Source organism: Staphylococcus sp. Ze2, from assembly GCF_048568365.1.
GTDB lineage: Bacteria > Bacillota > Bacilli > Staphylococcales > Staphylococcaceae > Staphylococcus > Staphylococcus xylosus.
Map to the genome: position 1 here is coordinate 693,499 of NZ_CP183486.1, position 22,592 is coordinate 716,090.

At 32.5% G+C, this 22,592-nt stretch carries 17 protein-coding genes and 1 pseudogene; 13 read left to right on the forward strand and 5 right to left on the reverse strand.

The features are described from left to right. Positions 1-107 precede the first annotated feature (107 nt). The gene (locus tag ACM591_RS02895) at positions 108-566 is read left to right on the forward strand and encodes a DUF4064 domain-containing protein (RefSeq protein WP_326025987.1); all 459 of its coding nucleotides are present in this window, start codon (positions 108-110) and stop codon (positions 564-566) included. Positions 567-829: 263 nt separating this feature from the next. Here ACM591_RS02895 and ACM591_RS02900 read toward each other — a convergent pair whose 3' ends face one another. Continuing rightward, the gene (locus ACM591_RS02900; protein WP_326025986.1) at positions 830-1,900 is read right to left on the reverse strand and encodes an acyltransferase family protein; all 1,071 of its coding nucleotides are present in this window, start codon (positions 1,898-1,900) and stop codon (positions 830-832) included. 340 nt (positions 1,901-2,240) lie between these two features. Here ACM591_RS02900 and pruA point away from each other — a divergent pair, with 340 nt between their 5' ends. Next, entirely contained in the window at positions 2,241-3,785 is a 1,545-nt protein-coding gene (gene pruA / locus ACM591_RS02905; protein WP_418354419.1) for an L-glutamate gamma-semialdehyde dehydrogenase, read from the forward strand. Positions 3,786-3,847: 62 nt separating this feature from the next. On the opposite strand, the gene ACM591_RS02910 is transcribed toward pruA, so the two are convergent. Continuing rightward, positions 3,848-4,399 (reverse strand): TetR/AcrR family transcriptional regulator, encoded by a 552-nt coding sequence (locus ACM591_RS02910; RefSeq protein WP_038679182.1) that lies wholly within the window; start codon positions 4,397-4,399, stop codon positions 3,848-3,850. Positions 4,400-4,546: 147 nt separating this feature from the next. Between ACM591_RS02910 and ACM591_RS02915 the strand changes: the two are divergent. From ACM591_RS02915 to ACM591_RS02945, 7 genes and pseudogenes are all read left to right on the forward strand, one after another. Next, positions 4,547-6,688 (forward strand): annotated as a pseudogene (locus ACM591_RS02915) (MMPL family transporter); the annotation flags it as partial. A 327-nt stretch (positions 6,689-7,015) separates the two neighbouring features. Beyond that, positions 7,016-9,301, forward strand: a complete 2,286-nt coding sequence (gene aryK / locus ACM591_RS02920; protein ID WP_186335508.1) for a transcriptional regulator AryK — start codon at positions 7,016-7,018, stop codon at positions 9,299-9,301. A 331-nt stretch (positions 9,302-9,632) separates the two neighbouring features. Next, the gene (locus ACM591_RS02925) at positions 9,633-11,027 is read left to right on the forward strand and encodes an MFS transporter (RefSeq protein WP_029378190.1); all 1,395 of its coding nucleotides are present in this window, start codon (positions 9,633-9,635) and stop codon (positions 11,025-11,027) included. A 76-nt stretch (positions 11,028-11,103) separates the two neighbouring features. Then, positions 11,104-12,279: a M20 family metallopeptidase gene (locus tag ACM591_RS02930; RefSeq protein ID WP_029378191.1), complete on the forward strand. Its 1,176-nt coding sequence runs from the start codon at positions 11,104-11,106 to the stop codon at positions 12,277-12,279. Between the two features lie 193 nt (positions 12,280-12,472). Beyond that, entirely contained in the window at positions 12,473-12,937 is a 465-nt protein-coding gene (locus ACM591_RS02935; RefSeq protein ID WP_029378192.1) for a hypothetical protein, read from the forward strand. 51 nt (positions 12,938-12,988) lie between these two features. Continuing rightward, the gene (locus ACM591_RS02940; RefSeq protein ID WP_029378193.1) at positions 12,989-13,681 is read left to right on the forward strand and encodes an alpha/beta hydrolase; all 693 of its coding nucleotides are present in this window, start codon (positions 12,989-12,991) and stop codon (positions 13,679-13,681) included. Positions 13,682-13,907: 226 nt separating this feature from the next. After that, positions 13,908-15,308 (forward strand): MFS transporter, encoded by a 1,401-nt coding sequence (locus ACM591_RS02945; RefSeq protein WP_029378194.1) that lies wholly within the window; start codon positions 13,908-13,910, stop codon positions 15,306-15,308. 127 nt (positions 15,309-15,435) lie between these two features. Here the strand turns inward: ACM591_RS02945 and ACM591_RS02950 are convergent, their stop codons facing one another. Continuing rightward, complete coding sequence (locus ACM591_RS02950) at positions 15,436-15,708, reverse strand: YrhK family protein (protein ID WP_037557171.1); 273 nt, start codon at positions 15,706-15,708, stop codon at positions 15,436-15,438. 114 nt (positions 15,709-15,822) lie between these two features. Here ACM591_RS02950 and ACM591_RS02955 point away from each other — a divergent pair, with 114 nt between their 5' ends. Then, entirely contained in the window at positions 15,823-16,356 is a 534-nt protein-coding gene (locus tag ACM591_RS02955; protein ID WP_326026678.1) for a methylated-DNA--[protein]-cysteine S-methyltransferase, read from the forward strand. Between the two features lie 804 nt (positions 16,357-17,160). On the opposite strand, the gene ACM591_RS02960 is transcribed toward ACM591_RS02955, so the two are convergent. Next, entirely contained in the window at positions 17,161-18,330 is a 1,170-nt protein-coding gene (locus ACM591_RS02960) for a hydroxymethylglutaryl-CoA synthase (protein WP_326026677.1), read from the reverse strand. A 103-nt stretch (positions 18,331-18,433) separates the two neighbouring features. Between ACM591_RS02960 and ACM591_RS02965 the strand changes: the two genes are divergently transcribed. The 3 genes from ACM591_RS02965 (at position 18,434) to ACM591_RS02975 (ending at position 21,997) form a co-directional block, all read left to right on the forward strand. Continuing rightward, the gene (locus ACM591_RS02965; protein ID WP_326026676.1) at positions 18,434-19,588 is read left to right on the forward strand and encodes a thiolase family protein; all 1,155 of its coding nucleotides are present in this window, start codon (positions 18,434-18,436) and stop codon (positions 19,586-19,588) included. Further along, entirely contained in the window at positions 19,588-20,871 is a 1,284-nt protein-coding gene (locus ACM591_RS02970; RefSeq protein ID WP_326026675.1) for a hydroxymethylglutaryl-CoA reductase, degradative, read from the forward strand. The genes ACM591_RS02965 and ACM591_RS02970 overlap by 1 nt, the downstream gene beginning before the upstream one ends. 151 nt (positions 20,872-21,022) lie before the next feature. Next, positions 21,023-21,997 carry an SMP-30/gluconolactonase/LRE family protein gene (locus ACM591_RS02975; RefSeq protein ID WP_029378200.1) on the forward strand — a complete coding sequence of 325 codons (975 nt, stop codon included), beginning with the start codon at positions 21,023-21,025 and terminating at the stop codon, positions 21,995-21,997. 100 nt (positions 21,998-22,097) lie between these two features. Here ACM591_RS02975 and ACM591_RS02980 read toward each other — a convergent pair whose 3' ends face one another. Beyond that, a complete protein-coding gene (locus tag ACM591_RS02980) occupies positions 22,098-22,529 on the reverse strand; it encodes a CHAP domain-containing protein (protein ID WP_326026674.1) in 432 nt (143 codons plus the stop codon). Positions 22,530-22,592 lie beyond the last annotated feature (63 nt).

The following is a 22,592-nucleotide window of genomic DNA, read 5'->3' on the forward strand; positions in this document are numbered from 1 at the left end:
TTGAACATATTTTAATTACTTTGAAATACGGTTTTAAAATACTAAAAGTGACGTTATAATAAATTAGTAGATGCATTGAGTCATAATGATTTCTTGGGAGGATACATATGAAGAGAACTGGAGAAAAAGTACTTGTATGGATTGGTATTATCTTACAGTTTATATTAATATTTTTAATGGCAATTATCACACCATTTTTAAATGATGTAAGCGTGAAAAACGAATTAGCAGATGCTATTTATAATAGCAGTATGTATGATCAAGGCACACCACAAATAGATGCATCTAATTTAGTAGATGTTGCTAGTCAGATATTTCTTCTAGCTTTAGTTATAGTGATTATATGCACTGTTTTGGCAATTATATTTGCTTTATTCATTAATAAAATTCCAAAAGTTGTAGGCGTATGCTTTATTCTTCTTGGCATTGTTACCGTATTAACGCTAAATTGGCTTACGGCGGTTCTATGGTTGATTGCTGGCATTATGCTGTTGGTAAGAAAACAAAAACATACAGAAAGCCTGTATGAGCCGAGTGTGTATAATAATTATAACAGAAGAAACTAAAGTAACTATAATGGAATGCGAAGAGCTAAGGTAGATGAAACTCCACAGGCGCGTAATAAACTTAACGTTATAGAGCAAAAGTAATCAACAAAATTTAATCGTATTGAAAGTAATGAGAAATAGTATTATTGAATATTGTGTATACTCAAGATATTGTCAAACAAAATTGGAACATAATTAGCGACAATTAAAATAAAAGGTGAGACAGAAGTAATAAGTTACTGTCTCACCTTTTTTATATGCAATTCATGGAGCGAATAACGTTAATTCATTTTGCCATGTTTATAACTTTCATAAACACTATCATATTTGATATTACCGATACCACCGACAATAAATTTACCAAACTTAAATAGGTTAAATAAATATGCTAAGCAGACAGACACTACTAAAGTGATAATAAAGTTAAATACAATATTACGTATCGAACTATCAGCTCTTAATAACCCTAAATCATGTACAAAGAAATAGTGGGTTAAGTAAATACAAAATGAATAGTTACTAATAAATAATATAAATTTAGGGACATATTTTATATAAGAAGAGAATAAGAAAAAGACTAATATGACCATAGTGACATAAAATGGAATGTCAAAACGTTTTGATTCCACCCAAGTACTAACGCCTAACAGGTAATTACCAATTAAAATAGAGGAGGCAATTACTAGTCCTATAATAATGGGCCAAGTGAAACGTTTAATATTTTTCATGAATGTTTCATAATAAATACCTGTATAAAATCCAAGTAAAAAATAACTAATCCATCCTAAAAATAACATCCAGCCTTCTCTTTCCCAAAATAAGCCTAAAATATCATTTTCTGATTGTGGTACATACTGGCGGAACGCCCAGTATATTGTAGCGAATATTATCGAACCAATAATCATTGGAATAGGTTTCCATTTAATTAAATACTTAGCAAAAAGAATATGCAATATGTAAAATTGGAAGATAATGACAATAAAGTAGGTGACGGCACCACCATGAAACATAGTATCTCCGACATTATGCATATATTGAGCTAATGTTTTGGGTTCGAAATAAAAATATGAAATACCAAGATTAATCAAGATATAAGGAATACATAGATAGATTAACTTACTCTTCAAAAATCCTGGTTTAGTTTTAACGTGATAATTTTTAGCTAATAAAAATTCTGAAATAAATACGAATAATGGTGTGCTAAACATAAGAAGTAATTGTAATACTCTAATAGTTGTACCATAACCAACAAAATCCATTTTACTAAAAGTTGTTGTAATCGAATGAATAAGAACAATACTTAAACAAGCTATCGCACGCATCCAAAATATCACAGATGTATAAGTTCTCATTATAGCTGACCTCTCGATTGTTCTATTTGTATTTTTAAAATAAATATAAAAATAATTATTTGTGAATAATCATCCTAACATATTGAATTTAATCTAAATGTAAAGTTTAGATTACAAATTATTAAATCTCTATGTTATATATTTATTAAAGTGATAATAAATGTGATTGAATAAAATTTCAAATATCAACGCAATTTGATGAAATGAGTTCAACACCATTTATTTTAATAAAAAAGGTTGTAAGCGATTGCAATTATTGTTTGATATCTATACAATGGCATTAAGAATGGAAACATTTCCATTTAGTTTTCTATTTACAAACTGACATGGGGGTAGAAAAATGGTAGTCAATTATCACAACGAACCAGGCATTGATTTTACAGATAGTAAAAATGTCGAATCATTCAAAAAAGCTTTAGAGAAAGTTAAAGGTGAATTGAATCAAAAAATTCCTTTAGTTATTAACGGGGAAGAGAAGTTCACAAAAGATACGTATCAGTCTATCAATCCGGCTAATACTTCTGAAGTTATTGCTGAAGTTTCAAAAGCAACGCAAAAAGATGTAGATGATGCATTTGATGCGGCTAATGAAGCATATAAATCTTGGAAGAGATGGTCTCACAAAGACCGTGCAGAGTTTTTAATTAGAGTTGCAGCGATTATTAGACGTCGTAAAGAAGAAATCTCAGCTGTTATGGTTTATGAAGCAGGTAAGCCATGGGATGAGGCTGTTGGTGATGCTGCAGAAGGAATTGACTTCATTGAATACTATGCAAGATCAATGATGGAACTTGCAGATGGTAAACCAGTATTAGATAGAGAAGGCGAACATAATAAATATTTCTATAAACCTATCGGTACAGGTGTAACAATCCCACCATGGAATTTCCCATTCGCAATCATGGCTGGAACAACATTGGCACCAGTAATTGCTGGTAACACAGTGCTTTTAAAACCTGCTGAAGATACGCCACTAACTGCTTATAAATTAATGGAAGTCTTAGAAGAAGCGGGATTACCTAAAGGCGTTGTTAACTTTGTTCCAGGTGATCCAAAAGAAATCGGTGATTACCTTGTAGATAGTGTACACACACACTTTGTAACATTTACAGGTTCTCGTGCTACAGGTACAAGAATCTTTGAAAGAGCTGCAAAAGTACAAGATGGTCAACAATTCTTAAAACGTGTTATAGCTGAAATGGGCGGTAAAGATGCGATTGTAGTTGATAAAAACATCGATACAGATTTAGCAGCAGAGTCTATTGTAACGTCAGCATTTGGCTTTTCAGGACAAAAATGTTCTGCATGTTCTCGTGCTATCGTTCACAAAGATGTATATGATGAAGTGTTAGAAAAAGCAGTAGCTTTAACTAAGAACTTAACGTTAGGTAACACTGAAAACAACACATATATGGGTCCTGTTATTAATCAAAAACAATTTGATAAAATCAAGAACTATATTGAAATTGGCAGTAAAGAAGGTAAGTTAGAACAAGGTGGCGGCACAGATGATTCTACTGGTTACTTCATTGAACCAACAATTATCTCTGGCCTTAAATCAAGCGACCAAATTATGCAAGAAGAAATCTTTGGTCCGGTTGTAGGATTTGTTAAAGGTAAAGACTTTGAAGAGTTATTAGAAATTGCTAATGATACTGATTATGGTTTAACTGGTGCAGTGATTACAAATAATCGCGAAAACTGGATTGAAGCTGTAGAGTCTTATGACGTAGGTAACTTATACCTCAACCGTGGTTGTACTGCAGCAGTTGTAGGCTATCATCCATTTGGTGGCTTCAAAATGTCAGGTACGGATGCTAAAACAGGTAGCCCAGACTACTTATTAAACTTCTTAGAACAAAAAGTTGTTTCAGAAATGTTCTAAAATAAATGACTAAAAGGAGCGAGTATACGCAATCAAAATTGATTGCGTATGTCGCTCCTTTTTTATTCATCTATGACTTGAATATTAATTAATTTCCTGAAATACTTGTCTAGTTCAGCAGGTGGCAGTTCGATACATTGTTCTCTAATCCACTCTGTAAATCCAAACAGACTTGCACCATAAACATAAAATATAAGTTCGGCAGGAATATCAGAGTCAACTGAAATACGGTGCTCATTTTCTTTAATATCATTCTGTAAAACACTAATGAAGTGATTTGATATCGTACGTTCAAACTCTTTGTCATGTTGTTGTTTGTCCTTAATACGTTGCAATTCAATCACATCACTAGTTCTATCTATTACTGTAAATGGTGCATTGATACGTTCTTTTAAATCGATTGAAAAGTAATCTTTTGTTACGTATTTAATCAAATAAATCAAAAGATCATATTTGTCATAAAAATGCTTATAAAATGTTGTTCGATGTACTAATGCTTTTTCGCATATTTGATTTACTGTAATAGTTGAGAAAGTTTGTTTTTCAAGTAATTCATAGAAACTTTTCGAGAGAGCACGTTTAGTTTTAATAACACGTAAATCTTTTGTGTTCAATATACATTTCTCCTTATTTGTAGTTTAAATATACAAATTGTAATAATTAATTCTTTTAATAAAAGGGTAAAGCATTTAATATGTGGATAGAAATAATCTACAGTATATATTTAAACTATAACGTTGATTAATTTAGGAGGCAATAGTTTGGCAAAGTTTTTATATAGAGTAGGATCGTTTGTGGCTAAGCATAAATGGTGGAGCATTGTTGCGTGGGTAGTTTTGCTTGCGGCTATTATTATTCCCCTTACAATAAGTTCGCCGAAGTTCGATAATGACATTACTATGAATGGCTTACAATCACTCGATACTAACAAGAAAATTGAAGATGAATTTGGTCAAGATAGTGAAAAAGCTCAAATAAGAGTTGTATTAAAAAGCGATGCAAAAGAAGGTATCGTTAAGCCTGATGTGACAAAAGACGTCAAAAAAGCTTTGAAAGATATTAAAGATGACGATAAAGATATCAAAAATGTTTCTGATCCTTATGACAGTAAACAGATTAGTAAAGATAAAACAACTGCATTTGCAGATGTCAATTATGATGTTAAAACGACATCACTTAAATCAAGTTCTAAAGATAATATCAAAGAAAAAGTAGATGAAATTAAAGAAGACCATAATGTACAGGTTGAATTAATGGGTACGGGTATGGAGTCGACAGAAATTGGTGGCGCTTCTGAGATAATAGGTGTCATTGTAGCATTTGTTGTACTATTAATTACATTTGGTTCAGTTATTGCTGCAGGTTTACCAATCATCAGCGCATTACTTGGATTAGGTACAGGTGTGGGTGTGATTTCATTACTTACATATGCATTTGATATACCTAATGTTACTTTGACTTTAGCAGTTATGATTGGTTTAGCAGTTGGAATAGATTATGCATTATTTATATTATTTAGATATAGACAAATAATGAAGACTGAAACAAACCATATTAAAGCAATTGGACTAGCAGTAGGTACGGCAGGTAGTGCAGTGATATTTGCTGGTGTCACTGTAATTATTGCAGTATGTGGTCTATCTCTTGTAGGAATAGATTTCTTAGCAGTTATGGGGTTTGCTTCAGCAATTAGTGTATTTGTAGCAGTGGTGAGTGCACTTACTTTATTACCAGCATTAATAAGTATATTCCATAAACAAATTAAACCTAAAAGAACGAAATCAGAATTTAAAAATGATAACGACACAGGATGGTCAAAATTTGTTGTAGGAAAACCATTATTAGCTATATTGGTTGGTTTAATTATACTAATATTAGTTGCTATACCAGTTAAAGATATGCGTTTAGGTATCCCAGATGATGGTATGAAGACTGCGGATTCCACGCAGAAAAAAGCATATGATATTATCTCGGATAAATTTGGCGAAGGATTTAATGGTCAAATTGCAATGTTAGTTAATGTTAAAGATCAGAAAGATAACCCTCAAGCTTTACAGAATGATTTGAAAGCTATGCGTCAAGATATTAACGATATGGATAACGTTGATGTAGTTACAGCTCCACAACTAAGTGAGAGTAAAGACTATGCGATGATCGCAGTTATACCTGAAAAAGGGCCGAACGCAGAATCAACAAATACATTGGTTCATGATTTAAGGGACTATAATGATAAAGCTAAAGATGAATATGACTTCAAGACAGAAGTTTCAGGCCAAAGCGTTATTAATATAGACATGTCCCAAAAATTAAATGAGGCAATTCCATTGTTTGCTGGCGTAATTGTGGCATTAGCTTTTATATTATTAATGGTTGTATTCCGTTCGATTATTATACCTTTAAAAGCAGTACTTGGTTTTGTATTATCCTTAATGGCGGCACTCGGATTTACAACAGTAGTTATGCAAGAAGGTGTAATGTCAGGACTGTTTGGTGTCGATACTACAGGACCATTGCTTGCATTTTTACCAGTTATAACTATAGGACTATTGTTTGGTTTAGCAATGGATTATGAAGTGTTCTTAATGTCACGTATTCACGAAGAATATACAGTAACACATGATAATGAACGTGCTATAAAAGTAGGTATTAAAGAGAGTGGCCCAGTAATTGTTGCGGCTGCGTTAATCATGTTTAGTGTCTTTATTGCCTTTGTCTTCCAAGACGATGTGATGATTAAATCGATGGGATTAGCACTCGCATTTGGTGTACTCTTTGATGCAGTTATCGTCCGTTTAATATTAGTACCAGCATTAACTAAAATATTCGGTAAAGCATCATGGTATATGCCTGCATGGTTAAACAAAATCTTGCCAAGTGTCGATATAGAAGGACATGGGTTAAAAGATGATATAGATAAATCAGATAAAAAGTAAATACTTGTTAATGAATGCATACTAAGATTAGCCATGAAGAAATCTATCAAAATAGAATTCTTTATGGCTATTTTTTATAATTTTAAAGAAGAATTTATAGGATTTATTAGTTTTAAAACTCATGACTGTAAAGTGTATTTCATCCCCAGTTACATTTGATAGAATGGAGCGACGTGAAATTTTTGAAGCAATACCATTTTTGTGGCACTAGCTTTTTGTCAAAAAAAGAACAAATTCTAGAATTTATAGATTATTGGGGATATTTCTTTAAAATAATAAACTATAAAGAGGTGAATTATGGAAACTTTTTATAGTATAGATTTCATGGAAAAGACTAAGGATAGTACCCAGATTAACCAAGGGTTACGAATTGGTTTAATATTGAATAATGAGATGTCAATTTGGAAATCTAATGAATCTAATGAGTTCAATGAAGGCGATGTATTTATTATTAATCATCGAGAACCGTATAGGTATAAGAAAGACAAAGATACTTTATGTATAGTGCTTCATTTAACAGAAAGTTATTTGAAACAGTACTTAACTGACTTTAGCGATAAATTATATATATTGGACAAAGCTCATATACAAGATGCGATATATAAACAAATTGTTAATATTGTAGCGAAAATCGGGGTTGTTTATATTAGAAGGGGTGAATTTTATCGCCTTTATATAGAACAACAATTGATAGAATTAATGTTTATTATTGCACGATTTTTACCTACAAAAAGCAATGAGTTTTATAGAGATAGTGTAGAGGATAATCGTGTAGCATTTGTATGCAATTATATAGAAAATAATTATAGTAATAGTCTTTCTCTCAATGAAGTAGCTAATATGGTACATCTCAGTTCTGCTTATTTATCTAAAGTATTCACACGACAAGTTGGTATGGGTTTTAGTCAATATATCATCCATATAAGACTGAAACATTGTAAGAAAGATTTAGTCATGACGGATAACTCAATTACACAAATTGCTGTGAAACATGGGTTTAGTAATTCGAGCACTTTATTAAAACATTTTAAAGCACATATGAAATTAACACCTTCGCAATTTAGAGAAAAATATAAAAATTTAGAATTAGTAGAAACTATAAATAAAGAACAAAAAGAAGTTATTTATCAAAGATATTTATATTATTTATCATTATATATTTACCAAACAGATGATATGTTACTACAGTCACCTGAGGCTCAAAAAAGAATAGATATTAAACTTAAAGAAACAAAGCGAAGGCTGTCACCTTATGGACATGTCATACAAATAGGGGACTTAGAAGTATTACTCATCAAAAGGTTTAGACGACAACTGCTTGAAGCTAAGCATCATATCGGTGTAGATCATGTGCTAATCAAGGATCCAATCAAAGAGGGGTTTATAGAGCATAAATGGATTGAAAGTGATGAAGAAATACCCAATATTCACCCATATATGAAGTTAGATGATTGCTTTAATTTTTTAATTGAATATCAAATAGGTTTAGGAATAGAAATAAACCCACCTAAGGCAAGAGTGAACTTTAAAGTGTATTATCAGGAAATGACTTATTTATTAGAACACATATATAATACATTAATGGATAGAAAATCACTTGATTTAATAGTTTATATTAGTACTAATGATGAACATTTATTTCAGTCTCTTTTGAAATTGTTTAAAAATTATTTTCCTCACGTCAAAATAGTGATGAATACAAACATTGATTCAGAAAAACAAGCAACCGCAACTAAGTATATTTTAGATCATCATCGAAATAATATTGATAGTATTAGTTTTAGTGCAAATCAAAATGATATGATTAATTTTAAATCAATCGACGATAACCAATATACCCAAACAAAAAAACATATTAAATTAAAATTGAAGCAAATTAAGCATTGGTTAGGTTTGAAAGATTATTGTATTCCATTTACGTTGTTAAAGTGGAATACATTAACGGGTAATACAAATTATACTAATGGCGCATATTTTCGAGCTGGTATTATTTTTGAACAATTAGTGGAAATGAACGAGGACATTCGTTCTATTGGGTACTGGCTAAATTTTGAGATACATCAACAATACTGTCAGAAAGAAACTATTGCTCAGTTGAATGGTATCGATTTATATCATCAATTTGGTGGCAAGAGACCTGCATTTTTTACCAGTACAATGTTTTCAAAACTCACTGAGCACATTTTATATAAAAATGAAAACTGTATGGTTACAGGTGATTTTAATCATTTTCAAGTGGTTATATGGAATGCAGAACATTACAATCCATATTTCACGATAAATGATTCATCGAATGATATAAATTACAATGAATATCAGTTTAATATTACAAATGCTTTACCAGGTATTTATAAAATTAAACATTACACTTTAGATAAGAATCATGGTGCATTATATAAAGTATGGCAACAATATAATACACGCTATGGCATGGATAAAGAAACGATTGATTACGTAAATAGAGTTAATTATCCAAAATTAACTATTAGTGAAATCAAAGTTACAGATACAATTACATATCACTTAAAATTACTAACTAATGCATTACAAATTATTGAATTCAGAAAGTATTATAATAAATAAGCTTAGTAGCTAACCTAGGGGATTGAAATTCAAACGCCCTGGGTTAGCTTTTTTGTTGGGATAATGATTACTTAGGGGTATTGTAAAGTTTAGTAGTAATGACAAAAAAAGGAGTTCTTTTTTTGTCATTGCTTAAAACGGACACAAAGTCATTATAAAAAGAATACAAAAATAGCAAATAATCTATATTAATAAGAATTTGAGCGCGCTACAATCTTTTTTGAGAGAGGATAGCAAGTATCATTGATAGAAGATGTTTAGTAAACATCTCACAATTGAGCTTATCTTCCCTATTTGTCATTTGTAAATTTAAAAATAGGAGGAACGTAAAATGACTCAAAAGGGAAATGCGCAAACATATAAAGGTGACAATAAACTGATTTTAGGTATCGTGTTAGGTGTTGTGACTTTTTGGTTATTTGCACAATCTTTGTTAAATGTTGTACCTACGTTGCAACAATCGTTTCATAGTAATATCGGAACAATCAGTATCGCAGTGAGTATTACGGCACTGTTCTCTGGGATGTTTGTTGTTGGTGCTGGAAGCCTAGCTGATAAGGTAGGTCGTGTAAAGATAACTTATATCGGCTTATGGTTAAGTATTATTGGATCATTATTAATTATCGTTAGTAACTTACCAATATTATTAATTATTGGCAGAGTTATTCAGGGATTATCAGCAGCAGCTATTATGCCCTCGACATTAGCAATTATGAAAGCTTATTTTTATGGTAAAGATAGACAACGTGCATTAAGCTATTGGTCAATAGGGTCATGGGGAGGTTCAGGATTAGCATCACTATTCGGTGGGATGGTCTCAACATTTATTGGCTGGCGTTGGATTTTTATTTTATCTATACTTATAGCTTTATTATCAATGTATTTAATCAAAGGGACGCCTGAAACGAAATCACCAGTAACTAATAATAAGCACTTTGATTATGTTGGTTTGATTTTATTTGTAATTATGATGTTAAGTATCAATGTTGTTATTACACAAAGTAGTGCGTTGGGATTATTCTCACCAATTATTTTAGGACTTACTCTCATTTTTATACTTTCGACAATTATTTTCTTAAAAGTTGAAAATAAAATAGGTAATCCATTAATTGATTTTAAACTATTTAATAATAAGGCGTATACAGGTGCAACATTATCCAATTTCTTATTGAATGGTGTGGCAGGTGCTTTACTAGTTGCTAATACATTCGTACAGCAAGGGTTAGGGTTTAGTGCATTTCAAACAGGATTGCTATCAATAACATATTTAATAACCGTATTATTAATGATTCGTGTTGGCGAAAAAGTATTACAAAAAGTTGGTGCGAAGAAACCAATGGTTTTAGGAACTTCTTTTAATATGGTTGGTATCATTCTAATTTCGCTAACTTTTTTACCTAGTATGATTTATGTAGTTGTATGTATTTTTGGCTATTTGCTTTATGGCTTAGGGTTAGGATTTTATGCTACGCCTTCCACAGATATGGCAATTTCTAATTCACCAGAAGATAAAGTTGGTGTAGCTTCAGGTATATACAAAATGGCTTCATCATTGGGCGGTGCGTTTGGTATTGCTTTATCTGGCGCATTATATGGTATTGTAACTCATTTAACTAATGTACAAATTGGTGCGTTAGCGGGCTTATGGTTAAACGTTATTATGGCATTATTATCCTTATTCATCATTATGGTCATGGTGCCAACAACAAAACAACTTAGAAAATAAAATCCCAATAGGGCTGACAAATATTTCGATAATAAAAAGTGTATAATGTAATTATCACGTTATAGGGGGAACTATTATGGTGAAAGAATTAATAGATTTATTGAAAGATAAAGAAGAACGAATGATTGAAATTCGTCGATTTCTACATCAATATCCTGAACTATCGTTTCATGAAGAGCAAACTCCAAAATATATTGAAGAGTTTTATAGAAATAAAGATTGTGATGTAGAAACTAACATAGGGCCTAACGGATTAAAAGTGACAATTGATAGTGGGAAACCTGGCAAAACAATTGCTATTCGTGCAGATTTTGATGCATTACCAATTGAAGAAGATACAGGTTTATCATTTGCTTCAAAAAATAAAGGTGTGATGCATGCATGTGGTCACGATGCTCATACAGCATACATGTTAATACTTGCAGAAACATTAATAGAATTAAAAGAACGATTTAATGGCAAAGTAGTAGTTATTCACCAACCTGCAGAAGAAGTCCCACCAGGAGGAGCACAAGCAATGATTAAGGATGGCGTGTTAGATGGTGTGGATCACGTGTTAGGTGTTCATGTTATGAGTCATATGCCTACTGGAACGATTTTTTATCGTGAAGGTAACGTGCAAACTGGTAGAGACTTTTTTAAACTTACAGTAAAAGGACAAGGTGGTCATGGTTCATCACCACATACAGCAAACGATGCTATTGTAGCTGGTGCGTATTTTGTTAATGCTGCTCAAACAATTGTTTCAAGAAGATTAAATCCGTTTGAAACAGGCGTCGTAACGATTGGTTCATTTGATGGTAAAGGTCAATTTAATGTCATCAAAGACAGTATCATTATTGAGGGAGATGTTCGAGCGTTAACAGACGATACAAAACGCACAATTAAAAATGAGGTTACACGCCTATCAGAAGGTTTAGAATCAATGTTTGGTGTAACTTGCGAGTTAGAATATCATGACGATTATCCAGCGCTATATAACGATCAAGAATTCACACGTTTTGTAGTGGATTCTATTGAAAATGCAGAAACAGATGCAATTAAAAAAGTAGAAAGATGTGAACCACAACCACCATCTGAAGATTTTGCATATTATGCTAAAAAGTTACCGAGTGCATTTATATATGCAGGCGCAGCTCCAGAAAATGGGGATATTCATCCTCATCACCATCCTAAATTCACAATTAGTGAAAAAGCAATGCGAGTTTCTGCAGAAGCGGTAGGCATTACTGTATTAAACTATTTAAAATAAACCAATATTTAAGACACCTTATTATAAAGCGATAACTATTCACTTTATAGTATTAAGGTGTCTTATATTATGTTGCGCTAATGATTATCAAACTATTATTTAAATCCATCACTTTAATATTGCTATAAAAGTTTATGAGCTAACTATTGAGTGTATATATAAAAAGATAATAAAAAGATGAAGGATGATGATGATGAATGGCGACAAAAAAATAAGTGAATTACTAGATAGTTATAAAAAACCATTAAAAAAACTTTTTAAGTATGATAAATCAAAAGCCTTAACATTTGATAAAGAAAGTAGAAGTAAAGTTGAAAATGAAAAGGGTATCTTTGTCATATTTAATAATAAAAAGCCGATATTTGTTGGACAAGCTGGTGGATTAATGACGGGCTATAAATTGACCCAAAAAGATTTGAATGATAAATTAGGTCAATTTAATTCGAAATCTGCCGCAGGTACAGCGAAATTTAGAAGAGTGTTTAGCACACAGCAAAACTTAGATGAAATGGAACAACAAAATATTAAGGCAGAAACTTATAATTTAAAATTTCAATATATTAAAGTAAAAGAGAATCCAGCAATGATCAATATATTAGAACTACTTGCTATAGAATTCGCAAAAGATAATGAAATTGAACTGTATAACTTTTTATAATTCAAGGTGTATCATACTCAATTTTTAATGCTTAAAGTGAGGTGTTTTGAAATGAATTTAAACTCATTAAGTATTTATTTTCAACATCATGAAATAAGAATAAAACTACCGAAAAACTATTTTAAGACTGAAGGGAAGTCTTATCCACTAGTTATAGTACAAGATGGCGACTATTTATTTAAAGATGTAAACAAAGATGTAGTGTTTGCAGGAGTTGTTCCTAATGACAGAAAGCAAGAGTACACGCCTTGGTACACAAAGGTAAATGGAATTGAATTTGATGGCAAGGCAGACGACTATTTAGTTTGGATAACGAGTGAATTATTGCCATATTTGAAAAAATGTTTCAGTATTTCTGAGGAACAGAAAGATATAGCTATCGCAGGCGCATCGCTGGGGGGCCTAGTATCGTTGTATGGACTATTAACGGAGAAGTATGCTTTTGGTAGCTTTATATTAATATCGCCATCAATATGGTATCCTGGATTTTTAAAATTTATGAAAGAGCATGAAATTCTTAAACAGCCATTCCATGTTTACTGGTATGTAGGAGAGTTAGAAGGAAAGCAAAACAAACTTTCAAACCAAAATATGATTTCACAAACAGAACAAGGCGTCGATATTATAAATGAACTATTAATATCTGAACAATCGGTGTTTCACTTTGTAACTAATAGAAAAGGTATACATCGTAAAGATTACTTTAAAAAATACTTCAAGCATGCAATCAAGAAATTGTTTTAACGAAATGAAAAAGTTTTTCGTTTATATTGTCAGAAAATTCTTTATATTAAACTAAATTTGCCACTTTCAAGTTAGAAAAATGGTAATATTTATAGTGTAAATATTTATAAAATAGATTAACATGTATCTAATGATGAAATGTAACACTTTGAATATAGCATTGATTAATGATTTGAATTTTTATAAATATTAAGTGAAATTATATTTAAATATAGGGGATGCTTTTATGACAGAAAACACTAAAAATTTTTCGGGAAGTAAGTTATTGACTGGTATTGTATTATCTATATTAACTTATTGGTTGTTTGCACAGTCTTTTTTAAATATAGGGCCAAAGATACAATCAGCATTTGGCACTAGTCCAGATATAGTTAATATTTCAATTAGCTTAACTTCGTTTGTTACTGGCGTTTTTATGGTTGTAGCGGGTAATTTTTCAGATAAACTTGGTAAGGTGAAGATGACTAGGATCGCATTGATACTTAGTATTATAGGTTCGCTAATGTTAATCGTTTCTGGAAACGTTGTTTTATTACTCATGGGGAGAGTAGTACAAGGACTATCAGCAGCTATTATAATGCCGGCCACAATTTCAATAGTAAATGATTTTTTTGAAGGTGATGAGAGACAAAAAGCGTTGAGTTATTGGTCGATTGGCGCTTTTGGTGGTACTGGTTTATCTTCTTTTTTTGCAGGTGCAATGGCAACATTTATATCATGGCAATCGATTTTTGTATTATCTATTATTTTATCTCTTTTGGCGTTATTTTTGTTGAACAAGTTGCCTGAAAGTAAATTAGTTAAATCCACGTCTAGTCAATTTGATTATATAGGACTTACTATATTTGTGATTATGATTGCAAGTATTAGTTTTGTGATAACACAAGGTTATAAAATGGGGTGGTTAAGTACACCTACATTAGTCTTAAGTTTACTATTTTTCGTTTGTATTTTTGTGTTTTATAAATTTGAAAAGTCCAAACGAGCACCTTTTATTGATTTAGAATTATTTAAAAATAGACCATATATTGGCGCAGTATTGGCTAACTTTTTATTGAATACAGGTGTAGGTGTTATCGCTTTGTTTAACATGTATGTACAAGGTGGAATGAAATTGAGCGCATTTCAAGCGGGGATGCTTACCTTACCTTATGTAATTACATTATTACTTGTTGTTAGATTAGGTGAAAAGAGTATTAAACGTTTTGGAGCAAAACGTGTAATGGTTATAGGTCCAATTTTTACAGCTTTAGGAATATTACTGTTTAGTTTTACTTTTTTTGATAAACCTATATATATAATTGTATCGTTAATAGGGGCTGTGTGTTTCGGAGGAGGAACCGGATTGTTTGCGACGCCAGCTCTAAGTACAGCAGTATCAACTACGCCACCTGAAAAAGTAGGAGTCGCATCAGGAATTTTTAAAATGGGATCTACACTAGGTGGTGCATTTGGCATCGCAATTATGACATCTATTTATACAGCTATAATACAAAGTGGCCAGAGTATGGAAGTAGCGGCAAGCATAGGTTTTATCGTTGGGACATGTTTAGTTGTATGTGGCGTGTTAGCGAGTGCGCTGATTATCCCAACTAGGAAGATTAAAACTAGATTGAAAACAAGTTGATTTTTTAATCAATACGTAAATTGTATAGATGATAGTTTAAATAACAGACATATTATGAAATTAATGATTAGAAGAAGAGGAGTTGACAGCCACAGACTTGGTTTATCTACTCCTCTTTATTCTCAATTTATATTTTATGTTTAAAAGCTAAATGTAAATCGTGAGTAAATACAATCAAAGGTCTTATCGTCATTTGAATACTACCTATAACGAATAATACAGTACCAGTTGTTACAGTTGAACTGTTGAAAAATAAAAAGCTACCACATAGGAATACTAAGCCTAAGATAATATCATTTAATTGGTAGAGTGCTTTATAAATTAATGTAATGCGTTCGGATTTTGGATTTTTATGAAAATTAAGGTCTATATTTTTGTGGTGTTGTTTGAAGTGACTCACTTAGAACCTCCTAGAGTTAAATACTATATGAGTTGTACATACCCCTAAGTATTTACATAAAACAAATAAAGTTTTATGATTATAGCAAATTAAAAGGTGGAAAAGAGGGATATTATGTATTATAAAACAACTTATCAATCACCGATTGGCCAAATCACCTTAACCTCTGACGGAGAAAGTATTACAGGTTTGTGGTTACCAAACCATCAAGACATTGAATCACATTACGATGATAAATTAATTGAAAAAGATCAACCAGTATTTGAACAAGCTACACATTGGTTAGATAGCTATTTCTCAGGAAATAAACCTAAAATAGATTTTCCTTTGAAGGCGATAGGGACTCCCTTTAGAGAAACAGTTTGGAAAATATTGTTAGAAATACCACATGGAGAAACGGTAACTTATAGTGATATTGCCCAAAAAGTAGATCTAGAAAGAGGTAAAGAGAAAATGTCGTCCCAAGCTGTAGGTGGAGCAGTTGGAAGTAATCCAATTTCTATTATCATTCCATGCCATAGAGTTGTCGGGAAAGACGGAAGCTTAACAGGTTATGGTGGTGGCATTGACACTAAAATTGAATTATTAAAATTAGAACAACAAGATATGACTCAGTTTTACAAACCTAAAAACAGTACCAAACCTTGAGTTTGATACTGTTTATTTTGCGTTTTCAAAAAATAAAATATGTATAAATAAATATACTGGATTTTATGGAAAGTTGATTACTATCTTCAGTGTGTTATTCTGTACAACATAATAATAATTTATTTAGGTGGTGCGATTTTTGGGAGATGATGAAATGCGATTTCAAGTGTATTTGTTAGTTCTTATTGGTGGAATTTTTTAATCCAATTTGGAGAAATAACAGGATACATAGATAACAGTTTAATAAGAAATTCTGTCATTCAAATTTTAGAAGATGGATACATTGTTTTTAAAATGAGAAAAAATATGGACTTATAGTATATCTTTGTGTCTCTATAGACTACGACGCTATAATATGTGTAACGAAAATAAGTGTTCACTTATATACTAATCCCCTCACTATGCCAGTAGTGAGGGGATTGATGTTGATGTGGCATAATGTCTCCTAATTTTATTGTATTTACTTAGCTAATAAGTAAATACGTAACGGCACAGCCCTGATGACTGGCGCTATGATGTGGAAGAAAGCATCCCTTTATACATCTACTCTCTACGTCAAATTGGCACCTGAGAGTTAGGCGGATTCCCTACAAATGAAAAAAGCATCTCCACTTCCAATACATTGAATGATGTCAGTTCAAGAGCAAAATAATGTGCCTTACTTTGATAAAAGTTGAATTCGACTCTAGGATTGACCATATAATCATTTTGTACAGATATAAAGAACAAATGAGGCTGGAACAAATGAATTTTGCCCCAGCCTCACATTAATTTATAAAGAGATAAGAATAAGTGATTTAAAACTTAATTTAAGGTATTATAATTACGGATATGATCGTTAATGCTTTCAAGATAGAAAATTGCATTTTCTTCATTTTCTAATTCAGTTTCGTGATCAAATTCTAAATTATCAAAACGGTTGAAGAAAGTTTCATATGTTTCAACTGAGATTTCTGTACGGTTGTTTAGTAAATCTTTATGTCCTTGAATATCGAGCGCATCTTGGTAATCTTCAACAACTTTACCGCTAAAGAATTCTCCAACAGATCCAGAACCATAACTGAATAAACCAATTGTGTCATTAGCAGCTAAATCATGCGTTTCTAATAATGAGATTAAACTCAAATATAGAGAACCTGTATAGATGTTACCTACATAACGATTATAATAAGTAGCTGCATCATAACCAGTAGTTAGACGCGTTTTAGTTTCTTCATCTATGTCATCTGTTAAAATTGAATCAAGTGCTTTTTTGCCCATTTTAGTAAATGGTACATGGAAGCATAAAGAGCTGAAATCAGCTAGTGATTTATTGTAACGACGTGCATATTCTTGCCAACTTTCTTGGAATGAATGGATGTACGCATCTTTTGATAACGCACCATCTACAAGTGGATAAGGTTGGCCACTTGGACGCCAAAAATCATATACGTCTTCAGTGAAAGCAACTGCGTCGTCATTTAGTTCAAGAATACGTGGGTTTTGTGATATCATCATAGCAACTGCACCTGCACCTTGTGTAGGCTCGCCACCAGAATTTAAACCATAACGCGCAGTATCACTTGCGATGACAAGTACTTTCTCATCCGGACGTTGCGCTAAATAATCTTTAGCTAATTGGATAGCTGGTGTTGCAGCATAGCAAGCTTCTTTCATTTCAATACAACGTGCAAATGGTTGAATACCTAACAAATTATGTATCTGCACTGCTGAAGCTTTTGCTGAATCTATTGCAGATTCAGTTGCAACAATAACCATACTGATTTGTTTTTTATCTTCTTCTGTCACGATGGCTTTTGCAGCATTAGCACCCATCGTAACAATATCTTGACTCATAGGACTTACTGACATCTCAGTTTGCCCGATGCCTAATAAGAACTTGTTTGGGTCCACTTGACGTGATTCGGCAAGTTTAGCCATATCTACATAAAATCTTGGAACATAAAAATTAATTTGATCAATACCGACTGTCATAAAGCGTATCGACACCTTTCTATATATAAATAAGCAACTGTATCATACCAAATCATAAGCATAAAATACAATTATTTGAAAAGAGCTATAAAGGAGACTAATTATGAATAAAGTAGCAATCGTAAGTGCAAAACGTACACCAATAGGAAGATTTAGAGGGAAATTAAGTAAATATTCAGCAGTTGAACTTGGAACAAAGACATTAGAAGCTGCGATGAAGGCAATTAACATAGATCCACAGAAAGTTGAGCAAGTTATCTATGGTAATGTATTACAAAGCGGCAGTGGTCAAAATCCTGCCCGTCAAATAGCAATCCATTCCGGTGTTCCAAATACAACACCAGCTATGACCATAAATGAAGTGTGTGGCTCTGGCTTAAAGTCTATTATTTTAGGAAAGCAATTAATCCAATTAGGTGAAGCTAAAGTAGTGGCTGTAGGTGGTGTAGAAAGCATGACAAATGCACCTAAGTTAGTGCTTAATGAAGGTGAATCCCCTGTAGATAGCTTTATGCACGATGGTCTTACTGACGCTTTTTTAAACGTACCTATGGGTATTACAGCTGAAAAAATTGCAGAAAAGTACAACGTATCACGTGAAGCACAGGATTATTTTGCTAACGAATCTCAACAAAAAGCACAACAAGCGACAGAAGCAGGTAAATTTAATAATGAAATCGTTCCATTAGAAGATGTAAATGGAGAAATGATGACTAAGGATGAAGGTATTCGTGGAAATAGTAGTGTTGAGAAATTAAGTACATTAAAAACAATATTTAAAGAAGATGGCACGGTAACAGGCGGTAATGCGTCTAGTATTAATGATGGTGCGTCTACAATTATTTTAATGGATGCTGACTATGCGAAACAAGAAGGCTATGAAATTTTAGCTATAGTTGGAGAGCATGCTGAAATTGGTTGTGATCCGCAGTATATGGGCTATGCGCCATATCATGCAGTGACAAAATTATTAGATAAGACAGATAAGGTCATCGATGACTTTGACGTAGTAGAAATGACGGAAGCTTTTGCGTCACAAAGTATTCCTGTGAGAGACAATTTAAGTATATCTGAAGATAAGCTGAATTTATATGGTGGTGCGATTGCGTTAGGTCACCCTATAGGTGCAAGTGGTACACGCTTAGTTACAACTTTAGTTAATATTTTAGCTCAAGAAGAGAAACAATCAGGTATAGCAACCGCTTGTATCGGTGGCGGTTTAGGAATTGCAATTCAAATTGAAAAGGAGAATAACTAATGGAACCATTAGGTAAGACGTTTCGTCATTTGTCTAGAACAGAAAAGTTAGAAGAGTTAGTAATTAAAGGTTGGTTATCTGAAGAAAATAAAAATGTGTTACTCAATAATCCTTTAATTTCGGAAGAGATTGCGAATAGTCTTATAGAAAACGTCATTGGACAAGGGGCATTACCTGTAGGATTATTACCTGAAATCAACGTAGATGGTAAATCATATGTTGTACCAATGATGGTAGAAGAACCTTCAGTAGTTGCAGCAGCTAGTTACGGAGCAAAGCTTGTAAATCAAACTGGCGGCTTTAAAGTTATTGCTAGTGAACGTTTAATGATTGGTCAAATTGTGTTTGATAGTGTGACAAATACAGCAGTTTTAGAGGAGCAACTTCAACAACTTGAAGTGCAAATGAAACGTATTGCAGATGAAGTGTATCCTTCAATAATTGAGCGTGGTGGCGGCTTTCGTAAAATAGAAATAGATACATTCCCAAATGAAGGCTTAGTGTCATTAAAAATCTATGTAGATACTAAAGATGCAATGGGTGCAAATATGTTGAATACCATTTTAGAAGGTATCACAGCGTATTTAAAAAATGAATTGGAACATGTTGATATATTGATGAGTATTTTATCTAATCACGCTACTGCATCGGTTGTTAAAGTGCAGGGGGAAATCTCAGTTGATGCATTATCAAAAGGCGGTCGTGATGGTAAAGACGTTGCTAAAAGAATGGAACGCGCCTCTGTATTAGCTCAAGTTGATATACATCGAGCGGTAACACATAATAAAGGTGTGATGAATGGTATTCACGCTGTAGTGCTGGCGACAGGTAATGATACTCGTGGTGCTGAAGCGACAGCACATGCATATGCAAGTAAAGATGGTCAATATCGTGGTCTAGCTACGTGGCATTATAATGAAGAAAAACAAGTGCTTGTAGGGACAATTGAGGTGCCTATGACATTGGCTACTGTGGGCGGCGGTACAAAAGTTTTACCAATTGCAAAAGCCTCGTTAGAATTAATGAACGTTGATTCTGCACAAGAATTAGGTCATGTTGTCGCTGCCGTAGGATTAGCTCAAAATTTTGCTGCATGTCGTGCCTTAGTTTCTGAAGGTATTCAACAAGGTCATATGAGTTTACAATATAAATCATTAGCAATTGTAGTAGGTGCGCAAGGTGAAGAAATTGCTCAAGTAGCAGAACGTTTAAAAACACAAGACCGTGCCAATACAGCAGTTGCTCAACAACTCTTAGAAGAGTTAAGATTACAAAAACAATAACATAAACTAATCCCTAAATGAATTCTCCAATACATTTAGGGGTTTTTATATAAATAAAATAGATAGTGATTTTTAAAGGGATTGATTTATTTGAAACTATGGTTGCCATATAATTAAAATATAAAGAAAGTGAAGAAAGGGGAAATGATTAATGGAAAATAAAAAATTACCTGCGTTATCGTATACGAGAAATGCTAAAAGTGAGGTGCCCATTCTTGCTCATGAACAAGGCCTACAAACCATTACGGCTGAACCATGGTTAGAGATTTCTGATAAGGGATTACAACTTGAAGGACTTTGCTTCGATAGAAATGGAGACTTAGTACTTTGCGAAGTCTTTGGGGGAACTATTTTTCATGTATCCTTACCTGACAAAAAAATCACACAATTATTAAAGTCACATAAAGATAACCCAGCAGCCGTTAAAATACATAAAGATGGACGATTATTTGTATGTTATTTAGGTGATTTTGATAGTTCGGGTGGTATTTACGCTGTTGATGGAAGCGGCAATAAAATTCAGGAAATTGTATCAGATATTGAAACAGAATATTGTGTGGACGATTTAGTGTTTGATAGTAAAGGTGGGTTTTACTTTACGGATTTTAGAGGTTATTCGACAAATCCTAAAGGGGGAGTATATTATGTCTCACCTGACTTTAAGTCCATCACTCCTGTGATACAAAATATTGCAGTTGCGAATGGTGTTGCGCTTAGCACTGACGAAAAAATACTTTGGGTAACTGAAACGAATGCAAATCGATTACATCGTATAGAATTATTAGAAGACGGTGTTACGATTGCGCCCTTTGGAGCTTCTATTCCTTATTATTTCACAGGGCATGAAGGGCCAGATTCTTGTTGTATAGATAGTGATGATAATTTATATGTTGCTATGTATGGTCAAGGAAGAGTATTAGTTTTTAATAAGAAAGGATATCCAATAGGTCAAATTTTGATACCTGGTCGTGATTCGGGTCATATGTTGAGATCAACACATCCAGCATTTATACCAGGAACAGATCAATTGATTATTTGTTCAAATGATATTGAAAATGATGGCGGTTCTTGGATTTATACCGTAAAAGGTTTTGCTAAAGGACACCAAAGTTATCAATTTCAATAAAGTAAAAAGAAACGTTAATTTGCAACGAAAAGCTGCAAATTAACGTTTTTTTAGAATCAAAGAGTTATTAACTGCTTAGAAAACTATCTTACGCAGCTTCCTAATAGATATAGTTATATTTGGCAGCTGCTGATTTACTTAATATTCTTGTGCCATATGCTAGAGGACGATTGTAATTATATTCGGATACTTTGATACTACCATTTTTATAAACAGTTTCTACATAAGCAACATGGCCATATGTGCCAACAGTTGATTGCATTACCGCTCGTTTCGCCGGTACTCTACCTACACGATAGCCACTATTTTTTGCTTTGTAATACCAATTTTTAGCATTTCCCCAACTATTGGGTACAGGTTTACCCACGCTCGCTCTTTTATTAAATACATACCATGTACATTGATTTTTACTATAATAATTAACTGCTGCATTAGCAGTTTGATTTTCATGTGTTGTTTGAACAGTTGTTGTCCCAGTTATAAGTATCGTATTCGCAATAAGTGTGTTTGTTGTTATCTTTTTAATATTCATACATTACTCCAGACATTTTTAAAAATTATATATTTATCATAAGTAGATAGAGTAAAAAGTACA

Coding starts and splice junctions, on each gene's coding strand:
- ACM591_RS02900 (WP_326025986.1), bottom strand. CDS start 1,900: ATGAGAACTTATACATCTGTGATATTTTGGATGCGTGCGATAGCTTGT.
- ACM591_RS02965 (WP_326026676.1), top strand. CDS start 18,434: ATGAATAAAGTAGCAATCGTAAGTGCAAAACGTACACCAATAGGAAGA.
- ACM591_RS02975 (WP_029378200.1), top strand. CDS start 21,023: ATGGAAAATAAAAAATTACCTGCGTTATCGTATACGAGAAATGCTAAA.
- pruA (WP_418354419.1), top strand. CDS start 2,241: ATGGTAGTCAATTATCACAACGAACCAGGCATTGATTTTACAGATAGT.
- ACM591_RS02895 (WP_326025987.1), top strand. CDS start 108: ATGAAGAGAACTGGAGAAAAAGTACTTGTATGGATTGGTATTATCTTA.
- ACM591_RS02930 (WP_029378191.1), top strand. CDS start 11,104: ATGGTGAAAGAATTAATAGATTTATTGAAAGATAAAGAAGAACGAATG.
- ACM591_RS02935 (WP_029378192.1), top strand. CDS start 12,473: ATGAATGGCGACAAAAAAATAAGTGAATTACTAGATAGTTATAAAAAA.
- ACM591_RS02970 (WP_326026675.1), top strand. CDS start 19,588: ATGGAACCATTAGGTAAGACGTTTCGTCATTTGTCTAGAACAGAAAAG.
- ACM591_RS02960 (WP_326026677.1), bottom strand. CDS start 18,330: ATGACAGTCGGTATTGATCAAATTAATTTTTATGTTCCAAGATTTTAT.
- ACM591_RS02955 (WP_326026678.1), top strand. CDS start 15,823: ATGTATTATAAAACAACTTATCAATCACCGATTGGCCAAATCACCTTA.
- ACM591_RS02940 (WP_029378193.1), top strand. CDS start 12,989: ATGAATTTAAACTCATTAAGTATTTATTTTCAACATCATGAAATAAGA.
- ACM591_RS02945 (WP_029378194.1), top strand. CDS start 13,908: ATGACAGAAAACACTAAAAATTTTTCGGGAAGTAAGTTATTGACTGGT.
- ACM591_RS02925 (WP_029378190.1), top strand. CDS start 9,633: ATGACTCAAAAGGGAAATGCGCAAACATATAAAGGTGACAATAAACTG.
- aryK (WP_186335508.1), top strand. CDS start 7,016: ATGGAAACTTTTTATAGTATAGATTTCATGGAAAAGACTAAGGATAGT.
- ACM591_RS02980 (WP_326026674.1), bottom strand. CDS start 22,529: ATGAATATTAAAAAGATAACAACAAACACACTTATTGCGAATACGATA.